The following is a 16,065-nucleotide window of genomic DNA, read 5'->3' on the forward strand; positions in this document are numbered from 1 at the left end:
TTCCACTTAAAAGATAAATTTATATGTTTTGGGATACCCGCAAAGTACCTGAGTCATCATCGAAGCCAAGGCCCCACTTTGTGGGGTTATTTTATGCCTCGAATCTTGTCAGTAAAGTGCGGGATTGGGATTCCTTGCCGGATTGTTAACTGTAACTTTTACAGCCTTTTGATATTAGGAGAATAAAAGCTCTGTAACATAAGGGATAGGACCAGCAGGAAGGCAAGCTGGCAGCGGAAGCCATAAGTGAAGGGAGGATGCTCGCTTGAAGCATAACCCCATTATTGCCTCGATCACCGAAGAGTCGCAGATTGGTCAGGCGATGGCCTGCGGTGTGAAGCGCGTGAATCTGATGACCGGCAACATCAACAACCTGGGACAGATTGTGAAGCCTCTGCAGGAGGCCGGCAAGCAGGTATTCGTACATGTGGAGATGGTCGGCGGGATTGGCCGGGATGCGGCGGCGATTCAGTATTTGGCGGAGGCCTTCCGGATTGACGGGATTATTACCACCAAAAGCAATGCCATCGCCACAGCCAGGGCACATGGGCTAGCCAGTATCCAGCGCTTTTTCGCCATTGATACGGCTGCGACTGAGACTGCGCTCCGGATGATCAAGACTTGTAAGCCGGATGAGGTTGAGCTGATGCCGGGACTGATGCCCAGAATTATCAGGGACATGAAGCAGCGCATCCGGCAGCCGCTGATTGTGGGCGGACTGATCCGGGAGAGGCAAGAAATCAGCAGTGCGCTGCAGAGCGGTGCCGATTACGTCTCTACAGGAGATTCGGCGCTGTGGAACTGGAATTGTGGAACAATAGAATAACGCACCCCGGGGTGGAGACGATGAGAAAACCCAGCGGTCAGTCATTGGCATTCGGTGGAGCCTTACCAGGCTTCAATCGGAAGCTTGATTTCTGGAGCTGGTTTTTTTGCGCGGAAATTTCGGCGCGGAGATCCGGCGAAACTGAATGAAAAGGAGCAAGGCGCTGATGGACATCGCTTCATATGAAGCATACTGCTTTGATTTGGATGGTACTGTGTTTATTGGCGATCAGCTGCTTGAGGGGGCGGGGGAGACGATTGCGGAGCTTCGTCAAAGAGGGCGGAGAGTCCTTTTCCTGACCAACAGCTCTGTCCATACTCCCCGGGATTGCCGGCGCAGGCTGGAGCAAATGGGGCTGGCCTGTCGGGAAGAGGAAATATTAACCGCATTGTATGTCAGCGGCAGCTACTTCGCACGGGAGGAACCGGAGGCCAGGCTGTATCTGGTTGGGGAAACGGTGATGCGGAGGCAGCTGGAGGATTTGGGAGTGGCCGTTACAGAGAACCCGGAGGCAGCGACGCATGTTCTGGTAGGCATGGACCGCGGTTTTAATTATGAGAAGCTGTCACTCGGGATGAAGGCGGTAAGATGGGGGGCAAGGCTGGTTGCCGTCAACCCCGATCCGGTCTGCCCGGTGCCGGGGGGATACATCCCTGATACCTGGTCGATTGTCAAGGCGCTGGAGACGGCAGCCGGAGCAAAGTCCGACTTGATTCTGGGCAAGCCGTCCCCGTATTACGCGCAGGAAGCGCTGCGGAGGCTGAATTGCCCTCCGGAAGAGTGCCTGATGGTGGGCGACCGGCTGGAGACGGATATTCTCATGGGCAACGGCAGCGGCATGCAGACTGCGCTCGTGCTCACCGGAGTGAGCGTCAGGGAGGATATCCGCAGGTTGAAGATCGTTCCGGGTTATGTTCTGAATTCCTTGGCCGATCTGCTGAATGGCCGGGCGGAGGCGCGGCAGAGCAGAGAACTGCCGCGAATTTAGCCTATGTAACCGTAAGTCCGCTAAGAACCCTATAACAGGAGGATGATGATCAATGCAGGATTGTAAAATACTCGCCCACCGCGGCGCAAGCGCCTATGCGCCCGAAAATACGATGGATGCCTTCATACTCGCGGTGCAGCAGCATGCCGACGGTTTGGAAATCGACATTCATCTGACGAAGGACGGGGAGATCGTTGTTATTCATGATGACACCATTGACCGGACCTCGAATGGCAAGGGGGATATTATGGCCTATACCCTGGCCGAGCTGAAGGCCTTCCGCTTCAACCGCGGCTTCGAGGAGCAGTATCCGGCGGCGCAGCTTCCTACCCTCCGCGAGGTGCTGGAGCTGGTGAAGGAGCACAGCCTGTACCTGAACATCGAAGTGAAGGATATCCTGTCCAAGACGGAGCAGTATGCCGGACTTGGGAGTGCGGCGGCGGAGCTGGTGCGGGAGTATGGCTTAAGCGGGAATGTGATTTTTTCTTCCTTCAATCATTCGTCCATGGTGAGGCTCAAGGAGTCTTGCCCGGGGATGCGGACAGCGCTGCTCTATATCGCGGGCTTGTACGAGGGCGGAAAGTATGCGCAAATGACCGGTGCGGATGCCCTGCATCCCCTTTATATTGGCGTCAACCGCGAACTGGTAGAGGAGGCAAGGGCAGCGGGTGTCCAGGTCAATGCCTGGACAGTGAATGACCCGGAACATATCCGCTTGATGCTGGAAGCCGGAGTAGACGCGATCATTACGGATCGCCCCGATGTCTGCTATCAGCTCAGAGAGGTTAGGGCATGAACCAGACACAGATACTGGCTCACCGGGGAGCAAGCGCGTATGCGCCGGAGAATACGATGGCCGCGTTCGGGCTGGCCCGGGACATGGGAGCGGAAGGGATTGAGCTGGATGTGCAGCTGACCCGGGACGGGAAGCTGGTGGTCATCCACGATCTGTCCATTGACCGGACTTCGAATGGCACAGGTCTGGTCGGCGGGCTGACGCTGGAGGAGCTGCGGCAGCATGATTTCTCGTATACCTTTGGCGGAAAATATGGGAATGACGGGAGCCGCCTGCCGGAGCTTGGCGAGGTGATGGAGTTCGCCATGCACCACGGGCTGTACCTCAACATTGAGACTAAGGATTACTCCCGGCCCTACGGTGAAGTGAACATGCGGACGGCGGAGCTGGTGCGGCGGTATGGCTATGCGGAGAATACGCTGATCTCTTCGATTAATCACAATGCAGTGGCGCTGCTCAAGCGGGATTACCCGGAAATCCGGACGGCGATTGCGTTTATGGAGAGCTTTTACCGCCTGGAGGAGTATGCGGCGAACTGCCGGGCGGATGTGCTGCATCCGTACTATCTGGGTGTGGATGAAGACTTCATGGAGCTGGCGAACCGCAGCCGGTTCGAGGTCAATCCCTGGACCGTGGACGATGAGGCGGAAATCATCCGCTTGAGAAATCTGGGCGTCACCCGGATTATGACCAACAAGCCGGACCTTGGGCGAGAGTGCCTGAAGAGCTGAGACAGGAATGGCAGCAGGCAGAAGAATACTGCCGGAGGAGGAGGAGAACATGAGCAGCATAGTTCTGGAAAAGATAAGCAAGAAATATGGCGACAAGCTGATTATCGAGGATTTGAATCTGACCATTGAGAGCGGCAGCTTCACAGTGCTGGTCGGCCCTTCCGGGTGCGGCAAGTCTACGACGCTAAGGATGATTGCGGGACTCGAGGATTCCTCGGCAGGCTCCGTTCACATCGGCGGCGTTAATATGGGCCGGGTGGAGCCGGGCAGGCGGAATCTGGCCATGGTGTTCCAGAATTATGCCTTGTACCCGACGATGACGGTGGAGAAGAACATCGAATACGGGCTGAAAAACAACAAGGTCCCGAAGGAGGAACGCAAGCGGCTGGTTGCTGAAATTGCGGAGACTGTCGGACTCACCAGGCATCTGCACAAAAAGCCGGAGTTCCTCTCCGGCGGAGAACGACAGCGGGTCGCCTTGGCAAGAGCCATGGTCAAGAAGCCCGCCGTGTTCCTGATGGACGAGCCGCTGTCCAATCTGGATGCCAAGCTCAGGCAGCAGATGCGGGCGGAGCTGATCGAGCTGCACAAGAAGCTGGGCGCAACCTTTGTCTATGTGACCCATGACCAGGTGGAGGCCATGAGCATGGGCACCCGGATCGTGCTGATGGACGGCGGGAAGGTGATGCAGGAGGATACGCCGCACAATCTCTACTGCGAGCCGGCCAATATGTTCTCCAGCCGTTTCATTGGCACCCCGCCGATGAACATTCTGGAGCTTGAACGCTGCGGTGAAGGCATACGCAAGCTGGCACCGCAGCAGGCCGGGTATCTCGGCTTCCGGCCGGAAAAAGCGAAGTTCGGCCTGGAGCCGGGTATGGAGCCGGAGGACGTCGTTACCCTGACGGGTACCCTCAGCAGCCGGGAGCTGCTCGGTTCGGAGATTATCTACAAGGCGCAGCTTGAGAACGGGCACAGCATCTCCGTGAAATGCTTCGACCGCCCCGAGCGTGCGCTGGAAGCCGTCAGGCTCTATGTAAACCGGGAGCATCTGGTATTCTTCGACGCGCAGGAGCAGCGGATCTGGGGGCAGGTCCGGTCCGGGAACGGGGCGGACGGAACCATGGGAGATTCGGCATGAGGCGCCGCAGCCCGTCTCTGAGGGTGCTTCCTTATCTGCTGGTTGCTCCGGCGGTGCTCATCCTGACAGTATTTTACCTCTATCCGATTCTGTACAACATCTATTTGAGCTTCTTCAGCTGGAATATGCGCGGTCCGATGAAATTCAGCGGCCTCAGCAACTATGCCGAGCTGTTCAGCGGCCGGGATTTCGTCCGCACGCTGGTCAATACGCTGCTGTACATGATGATGGACGTGGGGCTGGTGATGGTGCTGGCGATGCTGCTCGCGCTCTTTTTACAGAAAAACACCATGGTCAACCGGTTCATCCAGACACTGAGCTTCACGCCCAATATCATCCCGCTGGTGTCCGTATCGCTGATCTGGATGTGGCTGATGAATACGGATACGGGGCTGTTCAACTATGTGCTGTCGGTGCTGGGGGGCGGGCCGGTGGGCTGGCTGACCGACAAGAATGTGGCGCTGTTCTCGCTGGTGCTGGTCTCGGTCTGGAAATCCGTGGGCTTCAATGCGCTGATCATCTGCTCCGCGCTTGGCTCCATTCCGCGCTATCTGTATGAGGCTGCCGCCCTCGACAATGCGTCCAGGCGTTCCGTCTTCTTTCAGATTACGCTGAAGATGGTTTCGCCGACGCTGTTCTTTCTGGTTCTGATGAATATTATCGGCTCCTTTCAGGTGTTCGAGACGATCAATATCATGACGCAGGGCGGGCCGTCCAATGCTACGAACACGCTGATCTTCAGCATCTATAAGCAGAGCTTCGAATATTACCGGGTCGGCTATGCTTCCGCGATGGCGGTGGTGCTGATGGGTATCGTGGGACTGATCACTATTTTTTACTTCAAAGCACTGAACAAACGGGTTCATTACCGGTAAAGGGGTGGGATAAATGAAGGTTTGGCTCCGGTTGCCGGGCGTTGGACTGCGGATTATTGTATCGGTTCTGCTGATTGTCATCTTCCTGCTGCCGTTCTATTGGATGCTCCTCACTGCGTTCAAGACACTGGGCGAGGTGCTCGCCATGCCGCCGGAATTCTGGGTGGATTCGCTGCAGTGGCAGAATTTCCGGGCCGCTTTTACGAGGATTGACTTTCTGCATTATACCCGGAATTCCCTGATCATTACGCTGGGGACGATGCTCGGCCAGTTGTTCGTCGTTGTGCCGGCTGCCTATGCGTTCGCAAGATATCAGTTTAAGGGTAAAAATGTGCTGTTCGGCATCGTTCTCGCCACCATGCTGATTCCCGGCCAGCTGATCTTTCTGCCGATATTCGTGATGTTTGCGAAGTCCGGGCTGCTGAATACCTATGTGTCGCTCATTGTGCCTTTCATTGCCAGCGGTACGGCGATCTTCCTGCTGCGCCAGACCTTCATGCAGGTGCCGGATTCACAGCTGGAGGCTGCCCGCCTCGACAACGCCAGTGAATTCAAAATCATCTACACAATCATGATGCCGGCGGCGATCCCCACTCTGTCCACGCTTGCGCTGCTGACGTTCATCGCGACCTGGAACAGTTACTTTTTTCCGCTGGTCTGGACGACAACCGATGCCGTTCGGACTTTGCCGCTCGGGATCCAGAAGCTTCAGGATGTTGAGGGACTCAGCCCGCAGATTGTGATGGCGGGGAATATGATGCTGATTGTGCCGATTCTGCTGGTGTTTCTGATTGCGCGTAAACAGATTATCAAAGCGTTCACCTACATGGGAGTGAAATAGCGGGTGCGGCCTGCGGCCTTGCATGTTGAATACCAAATACAGCTATTCAGGAGGAGAAACGAACAATGAAGGTATGGGGAAAAAGGGTTATTCCGCTGCTCGCCGCTGTTGCGCTTACAGCCGTACTTGCAGGCTGTGCAACCACCGGAGCCGAGTCCGGCGCAGCGGCTTATGAGAAGGGCGACGCCGTTGTCGAACTGAACTTCTGGACCTCTGCGGTGGAGGATGTGAACAAGAATCTGGTGGACCAGTTCAACGAGACCAGAGGGGCTGAGCTGAATATCCATGTGAATGCCGAATATCAGGGCGATTACTGGGAAATGCAGCAGAAGATCAATGCCGCAGCCATCGCGGGTACGCTTCCGAATGTTTTTATTGATGAGGTTGCCATGACCAAGGGCTTTGCGGACAGCGACATTATCTCCAATCTGGAGCCTTATATTGAAGCCGGCAAATTTGACACCTCGGATTTCAAAATCGGCGACCTCGGCAACCTGTACCTGGGCGACGACCTGTATGCTTTTCCGCATATGCGGAGTGTGCCGGTGATGTATGTGAACAAAACGCTGGCGGCCCAAGCCGGAATCGATGAGAACGGCCCGGCAGCCTTTGCGGACCTTGAGGCATATCTGCAGGCTGCGTATGATGCTACCGGCGAGCCGCCGATGTACCTGTTCAATTATGATTTCTGGGTAATGGAGGCGCTGCTGCATTCGTATTCGGATACCAGTGTGGTCAACGAGGATGAGACGAAGTCCAACATTAACAGCGAAGGTGCGGTGAAGCTGATCACCTTCATTGAGGACCTGGAGTCCAAGGGTCTGATCAAAGTTTTGGGCGTTACGGACAGCGATGCCTTCTACGCCTCCATCGCCAAGCCGAGCACTGCGCTGGTCTTCACCAGTATCGGCGGCTACAAAACCCTCGCAGGCATGGCCGCGCAGAGCGGAATTGAGCTTGGCGTATCGATGATTCCTGCCGGTGAGGCTGGCAAGCGGGGCGTTCCTGTCGGCGGATCGAATACGTATCTGGCCAACACAGGGACGGACAATGAGAAAGCGGCGGCTTTTGAATTCATGAAATGGCTCTCGGATACCGAGCAGGCGGCTTATGCTTCTGCCAATACCGGATATCTCCCGACCCGCCTGACCTCCCTGGATACGGAGCTGATGAAAGAGACCATGGCCGCTTTCCCGGGCTACAAGGTCGCTTCCGCCGAACTGGAATTCAGCAAAATGCGTCCGATGACCGGTGCCTACCACGAGATTGAGGATCTGATGGGCACGCGCATCAACGATATCTGGCTGGACAACCTTCCAATTCAGGAAAGCCTGGACACGCTCGCCAAAGAGGTGGATGCGATTCTGAACCGCTGACAGGAGCGGCGGAATAAGCTGAGCCGCTGATTTCAAAACCGGCATGGCGTGACTGCGGTGCACGAAAGGATTTGCTGATTTGCACCTTTAACCACGGTAGAAATCCACATCTGGACCTGGCTCCGCTGCGGGCCTGTCTGCGGCAAGCTTTCAGGCGGCCGCTATCGCGCCGCACGTATCCCCTTAATGGCTGCTGGATGAAAAAAACGCTTAAAGCGCGGGAAGCTGCGCCTTAGGCGTTTTTTTGGCGTGCGCCCGGCTGATTTCCCCAGATAACGCTTCTCCTGTCCGTAACCGGATAATTCATCGCGTGAAGCGGCCTATGCTAAATACTAAGTGTCAGTCAGCAGCCGTGCCGCCGCAGCGGGTCTGCGCGTTTGAGCGGTAGCCTGAGCCGTGCCGCCGCAGTGTGTCTGAGTGTCTGGATAGTAGGCGGAGCCGCTCTGCCGCAGCGCATGCGGGCAATATCTGCCCAGTCAGCCCCGCCCCGGACTTTCGGGCAATCACCGGCGGCGCCTGGCTGCCACGCCTCGAAGTAAGGCTGAACCCGGCGGGCTTCAGGTTCGGGGGAGCTTGCCGCCGTAACGCGACCGCAGCTGCTGGAGCTTGTCCAGCTTGCGCAGGCTGCTGTCTTTGTGCAGCAGCCCCACGCCGAGAATCAGATTCTCGATGATATACGTGGGTCCGACCATCGAATGGAATTCCCAGACCTCGCCGCGCCCGGCATACAGCACAATGTCGGCATCCTGCGAACGCGGATAGACCAGCCGGTCGGTGATCAGGATGACCAGATAGCCCGCTTCGCGGGCATGGTCAAGAATGACCTCTGTCTCCGGCAGGAGCTGGACGAAGCCGAAGATGAGGACAACATCTTTGGTCCCGGCATGCATCAGCGCTTCCAGCAGCTCATGGCCGCTGGGTGCCATCCGTCTGATCGTCAGGCCGAACCGGGCCATCCGGTAAGCCATCAGCTCGGCCAGTCCGGCGCAGGGTCCGGGGCTGTAGATGTAAATATGCCTGGCACCGGACAGCGCTTCAACCGCCTGCTCCAGCTGCAGCCCGTTCAGATAGCGGCGGGTCTCCGCCAGATGGTGCGAGGCGACCTCCAGCAGCATTTGCGGAAGGGGGCTGCCGCTGGCAGCCTGCATGGCATCGCGCATTTTGACCGAGGGGGCGGATTCGAAGCGGAAGCGCAGCCGGGCTTTGAATTCCTTGGCATGCTTGTAGCCGGCCGCTTTCCAGAAGCGGGAGACAGAAGCGATGCTGAGGCCGAGCTCACCGGCGATCTCCTGCTCCGTCATGTAGAGGGCGCGCTGCTCGTTTTTTTGAATGAAGTCGGCAATGATTCTCTGGTTGGGCGAAAAGGCGCGGCGGTTCCAATCTTTATACATCGTGATCTGCCTCCCTTAATTAATCCTTATGCTCTGCCGCATACGCTGAGCTGTCCACTCTTAAGTCTGCTCCCGGCTCGCTGCACTCTCAATATAGCCGCTGATTATGTTGTAAATATTTTTACAGCGTTAAAAATAATGAAAAAAACATTACGCCCGCTTAACAATCGGAAAAACCTGTCCTGACACGGCCTTTCTATACTTAAGATAAATTCCTGGAGGGGGCCGATGGTTCATATGAGTACGTTAAAAGTGCGGTATACGCTGACCCAGTCTCAAAAAATGATGATTTTTGTCCTGTCGATGTCATTGTATGGTTTGTCCAACATGTTCACGGAGCTGATTCCGAGTGTTCAGCTGGGGCCGGTTGAGCTGTCCGTCGAATACTTCGCCTTCATACCGCTTACGCTCTGCATGCTGTTCCATCCGCTGTATGCGGCAGTAGGCGCCGCTGTGGGAGAATTGATCTTCGGTGAGCTGATGCTCGGCCAGTTCGGGGGTCTGGGAGAGCTGGAGAAATTCATCACGTTCTCCCTGGCGATGTATACGGCGGGCCGGATGGTATCCGATCCCAAGAACCGCCTGCAGGTAGGAGCAGCGGCGATCAGCGGGGTGGCCATCCACCAGTTCTTCAGCTCGGTGATCGACATTGTCAAGGTATGGGTCGGGGTTGAGGAGCTGGAGGCCGTGAAGGGCCTGGCTGAAAGTATTGTTGTGATCGAAGGCGCCGGCTTCCTGAATGATGTGCTGTTCTCCGGCATTCTGTTCGCGCTGCTGCCGACATTGTATCTGGTGCCGCGCCTGTACGGCAAAATCGAGCCCTTGCTTGGGATGAAGCCGCGTGAACGGGGAATGCAGTATGCGGCCGGGGCCTGGCTGTCACCAAAGCTGGTGATCGGCGGGACACTGCTTGCCGGGGTTGCGCTCGGTGCGGAGCTGCTGTCGGAATCCGGCTGGAGCATTGGCGAGTTCGAGCTGCCGGGTGCGGAGTCCCATGAAGGAAGCCTGATCTGGCTCAGCATGCTGGTTGCGGCGGCGGTTGCGGCAGTGGTCATTGTGGTGCTGTTGCGCCGGGCTGCCCGCAGGCGGCACGAAGCGGGGCAGCTGGATGGATAAGCGGCAGCCGGTTCTGGAGCTGGACCATGTGAGCTTCACGTATCCCGGGACGGAACAGCCGGTGCTGCAGGACGTCTCGCTGAAGCTTCAGAAGGGGGATTTCGCCGCTGTCATCGGCAGCAACGGATCGGGCAAATCCACCCTGTGCAAAACCTTCAACGGCCTGATCCCGCATTACTACACCGGCGACTTCGGCGGAGAGGTCAAATGGAACGGTGAATCAGCAGCGGGGCAAAGTGTGAGCGAGCTTTCCCGGCGGATGGGGTACGTCTACCAGGACTTCGAGAACCAGCTGGTCCGTCCGACCGTGCTGGATGATGTGTGCTTCACCCCGCTGAATTACGGACTGGCCGATTATAAGGAGCGGGGACGGCGGGCGCTGGAGCTGACCGGTCTCGTCGGCCTGGAAGGCAAATATATCTGGCAGCTCAGCGGGGGGCAGAAGCATTTGCTGGCCCTGGCCGGAGCGCTCGCCATGGACCCGGAGGTTCTCGTCATTGACGAGCCGGTGGCCCAGCTCGATCCGCAGCATGCCCGGCAGATCTATGACATTCTGCGGCGGCTCAATGAGGAGCAGGGCAAGACCATCGTCGTCATCGAGCATCATGCCGAGTTCATCGCAGAATACTGCCGGACGGTCATTCTCATGGACGGCGGCAGTCTGCGCTGGCACAAGCCGGTGCGCGAAGCCCTGTCCTCCGTGGAGGAGCTGCTGGCGCTCGGCATTTACCCGCCCGATGTCACCCGGGCGGCCTGGCTGCTCCGGCCCGGTAACCGGACGGGAGCGCATTATCCGCTGGGCAGCCGGGAGGGAGCCGGCTGCTTCATCCGCCGCAGGCCGCCGGAGCAGGCGGAAGCTTCAGCAGCAACCGCGGCAGCACCTGCGGAAACGGCGCTGTCCGCTGCGGAGAAGCGGGCAGACAGAATGGTCCGTCTGGACGGTGTGAAGCTGTCTTACCGGACGATTCACAAGACGCTGCAGCCGGTGCTGAACGGAATCAGCCTGGAGCTGTACTCCGGTGAATCCGTAGCGCTGATCGGCAACAACGGTGCGGGCAAATCTTCACTGATGAAGCTGATTGCCGGAATTGTCCAGCCCACGGAAGGAAGCGCCGAGGTCAAGGGAATTCTGGTGAACGGACTGCCGCCGGAACGTCTGGCCGGGATTGCGGCCTATGTGTTCCAGAACCCGGAGGATATGTTCATCGACGATTGCGTGCGGAAGGAGATCGCCTATTATCTGAAGGCCCGGCGGCTTTCCGATGCGGAGGAGACCGTAGAGCGGATGCTGCATGCCTTCCGCCTCGGCGGCCTGGCCGAACGCGATGCCCGCCTGCTCAGCGGCGGGCAGCAGCGCCGGGTGTCGCTGGCGATTGGAGCAGCTGTCCGCCCCGCGGTCATGCTGCTGGATGAGCCAACGGCGAATCTGGATATCTGCGCGAAGCAGGAGATGGCCCGGGTGCTGCACACGCTGCGCAGCCATGTGGAGACTGTGGTGATCGCCACACATGATATGGCGCTGGCGGCGGAATGGGCCAGCCGGATCATTGTGATGAACGGAGGGCGGATCATCGCCGACGGCAGCAAAGAGGAAATCTTCACCGACGGCAGGCTGCTGCGCCGCGCCGGACTGGCCGAGACGCAGCTGATGGAGCTGAGCCGGATGCTGGGACTCCCCCGCATCTGCAGCAGCCTGGAGGAATTCGCAGCATACGCCGAATGGCGGGAAGGAGGGGCGGATCATGGTGGAAGCCGTCAAGCGGGCGCTTAACCGCATTTCGGTTGAGCAAATCAAGCTGGAACTGCTCGGGAACGCCTATAACAGCAGCAGCACATTTCTTGGAAGGCTGGACCCGCGCACTCTGCTGGTCTGGTATTTATTCTTCGCTGTTGCGCCCTGGTTTATTTATAACCGGACCATACTGCTCGGCATGTTTGTGTTTATGGTGCTTACCACCGTACTCTCAAAGGCCAGTCCATATATTATTTTCATTCTTTGTCTGGGGCTGATCAGCCAGATCGGCTGGATGTTCCTCTTGTCGCTGTTCTTTGGCGGCGGGGCCGGATCTCTGCTGCCCATGCTGACGCTTACGCTGAAGCTGTCCGTAATCTCGCTGGCGAGCATTACGGTCTTCTCCAGCCTTGACCCCGAACGGCTGAGTGACGGGCTGTCTTCCCTGGGGGTTCCGGATGCCTTTGCCTTCAGCCTGTCTTACGGATACCGCATCCTGCCTGCGCTTTTGGAGGAATTCCACCAGATTTTGCTGTCCTTCCGGCTGCGGGGGCAAAGACCGCCGAGGCACGGGGTGCTGTATTGGCGGACTGCCGCTTATTACCTGCGGATCATTGTGCTGGTTTTTTATCCTTTGATGCTTAACACAGCCAAACGCTCAAGAACGACTGTAGAGGCGCTTGAGACCCGGGGCTATACCTATGCTCTGAACAATCCCAAGGTAAAAAGGCTGAAGCTGGCCTATTTGAAGCTGAAACGTGCAGACTGGATGTTTGCCGCAGCCTCCGTACTCTATCTCTGCCTGCTGTTCCCGCTGGGGACGGTGTACCCTAATCTGCTCTACTGACTACCCGACTATAAAGGAGACGACACTATTGAATATAGATTTGCATACCCACGGCAAGCTGTCCAAGAAATCCGGCTTCTCTGAGTCCTATTTCCGCGAGATGGTCCAGGAGGCCAAGGCGAACGGGCTGCAGGCGCTGGCGCTGACCGAGCATTTCAACACGCTTAATTTCTTCGGCATGTATGAAGCGCTGGATATGATGTACCCCTATAACGGGCATTACTATGAGGCGGACGGTCTGAAGATATTTCCGGGCATGGAGGTGGATATATCCGAGACCGGACATATCCTGCTGATCGGACTGAGGGAAGACATCCTTGCCGTCCGTTCCGGACTTGCGGATTACACGAAGGAGGGGCAGTTCATTCCTTTCCGGGAGCTGCTGGACCGGGCAGATGAACGCGGACTGTGGAAGATCGGCGCCCATCCGTTCCGTATTTCCACCCCGCTTCACCATTTGGACCCGCAGCTGCTGGGGCGGCTTGATGCTTTTGACTTCAATGCCAAGGACATTTACATGCAGGGAGCGGAGGCATACCGGGCGCTGATCACGCCTTTTGCCCAAAAGCTGGGTGTCCCGGTCATTGCCGGCAGCGACAGTCATCAGTGCCTGCAATACGGCAGTGTCTTGAACAAGCTGGAGCAAGAGTGCTCTACAGCGGCGGAATTAAAGGCAGCGGTGCGCGAGGGAAGCTACTCGATTGAAATTTCTCCCTGCCTGCAGGCCAAGGTGAAGGGCTCCATCATGATGAAGAAGCTGCTGAAGCAAATGCGCGGGGAAGCCCCGTCCAGAGATGAAGAGACAGAGTACACCGCCTAATTAACAGTCCCGGTAACACGCCAAAAAAAGCCTAAAGCATGTCTGGCGTGCCTTTAAGCTTTTTTGGCGATATATAACCAACCGGCCGGATTAGCAGGAGCAGCATCAGATAAACCCGCCGTTAACCCTCAGCGTCTGGCCGGTTACCCACTGTGCGCTCTCGCTGACCAGGAATTCGATGACATTGGCAATGTCCTCCGGCTCGCCCAGGCGGCCCATGGCGTTCATTTTTTTCATGCCTTCGATCTGCTGCTCCGTCTTGCCCGCGTTGAACAGCTCTGTGTTGACCGGACCGGGAGCAACGGCGTTGATTGTGATGCCTTTGGGGCCGAACTCCTTGGCGAGCTGGCGGGTAAGCTGCTCCACTGCACCTTTGGTGGCGGAGTAGATACTGTAGGCCGGGAACATCTGCCCGTTGACCGAAGTCGAGAAATTGACGATTCTTCCGCCTTGCTCCATATGCTTCATCGCCTGCTGGGTGGCAAAAAGCGTGCCTTTGACGTTGACGGAGAACTGCTTCTCATAATCGGCTTCCGTGATCTCAAGCAGCGGCTTGGTGATCATCAGTCCGGCATTGTTGACCAGAATATCGATCCGGCCAAAAAGGGCAAGCGTCTCGCTGAACAGCTGCTCCACTTCGCTGACTTTACTGATATCGGCACGAATCGCCGCCGCTTCGCCGCCGGCTGCAATAATCCCGCGTACCGCTTCCCCGGCCTGTTCCGGGCTGCTGGAATAATTGATGACTACCTTGGCTCCCAGTCCGGCGAGCTGTTCTGCTGTCACGCGTCCAATGCCTCTGGATGCTCCAGTGATAATTGCAACCTTACCTGTTAAGTTGGTCATGTTCATTCTCCTTTGTCCTAGGTTCTGAATAGCGTGTCCCAGCTATACATTCAGACCGTTAAGTTCCATGAAATTGCTCTGAAGGCTTCGGCCGGCCCGGTGGCTTCCGTGGCTCCGCCGCCGCCAAAGCCGGCGGCTGTTTCTGCCGTTCATTTCATATTCTGTTCTTTTGCAGACTAACCTTAACATATGGAATGTCAAATGACAAGTATTTTAATTTGTCATTTGACATATATTTCAGGTAGATCTATCCTGAATTTAATCTTTGCCGGCCGGTATGGTATGATCGGATGGATAAGATGCGGACCCAAGTTCCTGCGGCCGGCATTGCCTGGGAATTCGGTCTTAGCGCATTCCAGCGAGCAGAACGATTATTTGACATGGAGAGGCGGTAAGAAGATGAATACAAGAACACTCGGAAACGGCAAGCTGCAGGTTTCGGCGCTGGGACTCGGCTGCATGGGGATGTCCGATTTCTACAGCGGGCGGGATGAAGCAGAATCCATCCGCACCATCCGGCTGGCCCTGGAGCTTGGTGTGACCTTTCTGGACACAGCGGATATGTACGGGGTCGGAAAAAATGAGGTGCTTGTAGGACAAGCGGTCAAAGGGCGCCGCAATGAAGTGGTGCTGGCTACTAAATTTGGCAATATGCGCAGTGAAGACGGGCAGTTCCTCGGCGTAAACGGCCGGCCGGAATATGTGAAGTCTGCCTGCGACGCCAGCCTGCGCCGCCTGGGTGTAGATCATATTGATCTCTACTATCAGCACAGAGTAGACCCGAACACGCCGATCGAGGAGACTGTCGGAGCAATGGCGGACCTTGTCACTGCGGGCAAGGTCCGTTTTCTGGGCTTGTCCGAGGCCGGGGCTGGGACGATCCGCCGCGCCCATGCCGTACATCCGGTAACCGCGCTTCAGACGGAATATTCGCTCTGGAGCCGTGAGGTGGAGGACGAAATCCTGCCGGCATGCCGTGAGCTCGGCATCGGCTTTGTTCCGTACAGCCCGCTTGGGCGGGGGTTCCTGACGGGACAGATTCAGAAGTTCGAGGATCTGGCGGAGGATGACTACCGCCGCTTCTCGCCGCGTTTTCAGGGGGAGAACTTCACGAAGAATCTGGATCTGGTGGCGCGCATCCGCGAGATTGCCGCTGCGAAGGAGTGTGAGCCTTCCCAGCTGGCCTTAGCCTGGCTGCTGGCGCAGGGAGAAGATATCGTGCCGATTCCCGGCACGAAGCGGACGAAGTATCTGGAAGAAAACATCGGGGCGCTGGAGCTTCGGCTGAGCGAAGCAGATCTGGAGAGCATCAATGAGGCTGCCCCGCAAGGAGCGGCTTCCGGCACACGCTATCCGGAGCAGAATATGAAGAGTGTAAATCTGTAAGCAGGGAAGGTAAGGCGCTGGAGGGACAAATATTTAACTTACGGGCAGAGTGCCCAAAGAGGAAATGCCGAACAGGCAGCGCGTATCCGTTACGCAGCTGCCTGTTTTTGTTGTAATAGGATATTATGTTTCTGCTGCATTGCGGAAAGGCACAGAAAGGTTGAATGCCGCGGGCGCAATTGTGCAGAACTTTGCAGAGCGCAACAGGTGAGGGATGCGGAATTAGTAAACTTAAAACATACTCCTAAGCGATCCGCAGCAGTTTAGTGGGAATTAGTAGACTTAAAGCATACTCCAATGCGATCCGCAGTAGTTTAGTGGGAATTAGTAGACTTATTCGAGGCAGATTCCAT

The 16,065-nt window shown here is 56.9% G+C and carries 15 protein-coding genes; 13 read left to right on the plus strand and 2 right to left on the minus strand.

The genetic code is table 11. From position 1 onward, the window contains the following. The first annotated feature begins 265 nt into the window (after nucleotides 1–265). The 8 genes from HYD27_RS07980 (at nucleotide 266) to HYD27_RS08015 (ending at nucleotide 7,574) form a co-directional block, all read left to right on the plus strand. Entirely contained in the window at nucleotides 266–826 is a 561-nt protein-coding gene (locus tag HYD27_RS07980) for a glycerol-3-phosphate responsive antiterminator (RefSeq protein WP_219213376.1), read from the plus strand. A gap of 145 nt (nucleotides 827–971) precedes the next feature. After that, on the plus strand, nucleotides 972–1,814 hold the full coding sequence (locus HYD27_RS07985) for an HAD-IIA family hydrolase (protein WP_219213380.1): 843 nt from the start codon (nucleotides 972–974) through the stop codon (nucleotides 1,812–1,814). Between the two features lie 52 nt (nucleotides 1,815–1,866). Beyond that, nucleotides 1,867–2,610 carry a glycerophosphodiester phosphodiesterase gene (locus tag HYD27_RS07990; RefSeq protein ID WP_219213383.1) on the plus strand — a complete coding sequence of 248 codons (744 nt, stop codon included), beginning with the start codon at nucleotides 1,867–1,869 and terminating at the stop codon, nucleotides 2,608–2,610. Then, nucleotides 2,607–3,341: a glycerophosphodiester phosphodiesterase gene (locus HYD27_RS07995; RefSeq protein WP_219213386.1), complete on the plus strand. Its 735-nt coding sequence runs from the start codon at nucleotides 2,607–2,609 to the stop codon at nucleotides 3,339–3,341. The genes HYD27_RS07990 and HYD27_RS07995 overlap by 4 nt, the downstream gene beginning before the upstream one ends. 49 nt (nucleotides 3,342–3,390) lie before the next feature. Next, nucleotides 3,391–4,482 (plus strand): ABC transporter ATP-binding protein, encoded by a 1,092-nt coding sequence (locus HYD27_RS08000; protein WP_219213387.1) that lies wholly within the window; start codon nucleotides 3,391–3,393, stop codon nucleotides 4,480–4,482. Continuing rightward, on the plus strand, nucleotides 4,479–5,357 hold the full coding sequence (locus tag HYD27_RS08005) for a carbohydrate ABC transporter permease (RefSeq protein ID WP_219213389.1): 879 nt from the start codon (nucleotides 4,479–4,481) through the stop codon (nucleotides 5,355–5,357). Before HYD27_RS08000 ends, HYD27_RS08005 begins: the two co-directional genes overlap by 4 nt. Nucleotides 5,358–5,370: 13 nt before the next feature. After that, nucleotides 5,371–6,198, plus strand: a complete 828-nt coding sequence (locus HYD27_RS08010; protein WP_219213391.1) for a carbohydrate ABC transporter permease — start codon at nucleotides 5,371–5,373, stop codon at nucleotides 6,196–6,198. Nucleotides 6,199–6,263: 65 nt separating this feature from the next. Then, entirely contained in the window at nucleotides 6,264–7,574 is a 1,311-nt protein-coding gene (locus HYD27_RS08015; protein ID WP_219213393.1) for an extracellular solute-binding protein, read from the plus strand. Nucleotides 7,575–8,131: 557 nt separating this feature from the next. On the opposite strand, the gene HYD27_RS08020 is transcribed toward HYD27_RS08015, so the two are convergent. Beyond that, nucleotides 8,132–8,965, minus strand: a complete 834-nt coding sequence (locus HYD27_RS08020; protein WP_219213395.1) for a MurR/RpiR family transcriptional regulator — start codon at nucleotides 8,963–8,965, stop codon at nucleotides 8,132–8,134. Between the two features lie 237 nt (nucleotides 8,966–9,202). Between HYD27_RS08020 and HYD27_RS08025 the strand changes: the two genes are divergently transcribed. The 4 genes from HYD27_RS08025 to HYD27_RS08040 are packed head-to-tail and all read left to right on the plus strand — an operon-like array spanning nucleotide 9,203 to nucleotide 13,480. Further along, nucleotides 9,203–10,081: a DUF8171 family membrane protein gene (locus tag HYD27_RS08025; protein WP_219213397.1), complete on the plus strand. Its 879-nt coding sequence runs from the start codon at nucleotides 9,203–9,205 to the stop codon at nucleotides 10,079–10,081. Continuing rightward, nucleotides 10,074–11,852 (plus strand): ABC transporter ATP-binding protein, encoded by a 1,779-nt coding sequence (locus HYD27_RS08030; RefSeq protein WP_219213399.1) that lies wholly within the window; start codon nucleotides 10,074–10,076, stop codon nucleotides 11,850–11,852. Before HYD27_RS08025 ends, HYD27_RS08030 begins: the two co-directional genes overlap by 8 nt. Beyond that, nucleotides 11,824–12,660, plus strand: coding sequence for an energy-coupling factor transporter transmembrane component T family protein (locus tag HYD27_RS08035; protein ID WP_220101544.1), 837 nt, complete (start codon nucleotides 11,824–11,826; stop codon nucleotides 12,658–12,660). Before HYD27_RS08030 ends, HYD27_RS08035 begins: the two co-directional genes overlap by 29 nt. Before the next feature lie 28 nt (nucleotides 12,661–12,688). Further along, on the plus strand, nucleotides 12,689–13,480 hold the full coding sequence (locus HYD27_RS08040) for a PHP domain-containing protein (RefSeq protein ID WP_219213400.1): 792 nt from the start codon (nucleotides 12,689–12,691) through the stop codon (nucleotides 13,478–13,480). Between the two features lie 105 nt (nucleotides 13,481–13,585). Here HYD27_RS08040 and HYD27_RS08045 read toward each other — a convergent pair whose 3' ends face one another. Continuing rightward, nucleotides 13,586–14,326 (minus strand): glucose 1-dehydrogenase, encoded by a 741-nt coding sequence (locus HYD27_RS08045; protein ID WP_219213404.1) that lies wholly within the window; start codon nucleotides 14,324–14,326, stop codon nucleotides 13,586–13,588. Nucleotides 14,327–14,725: 399 nt separating this feature from the next. On the opposite strand from HYD27_RS08045, the gene HYD27_RS08050 reads away from it, so the two are divergent. Continuing rightward, nucleotides 14,726–15,712 (plus strand): aldo/keto reductase, encoded by a 987-nt coding sequence (locus HYD27_RS08050; RefSeq protein ID WP_219213407.1) that lies wholly within the window; start codon nucleotides 14,726–14,728, stop codon nucleotides 15,710–15,712. The last annotated feature ends 353 nt before the right edge of the window (nucleotides 15,713–16,065 follow it).

It is taken from the genome of Paenibacillus sp. S150 (assembly GCF_019352175.1).
Classification (GTDB): domain Bacteria; phylum Bacillota; class Bacilli; order Paenibacillales; family Paenibacillaceae; genus Paenibacillus_AQ.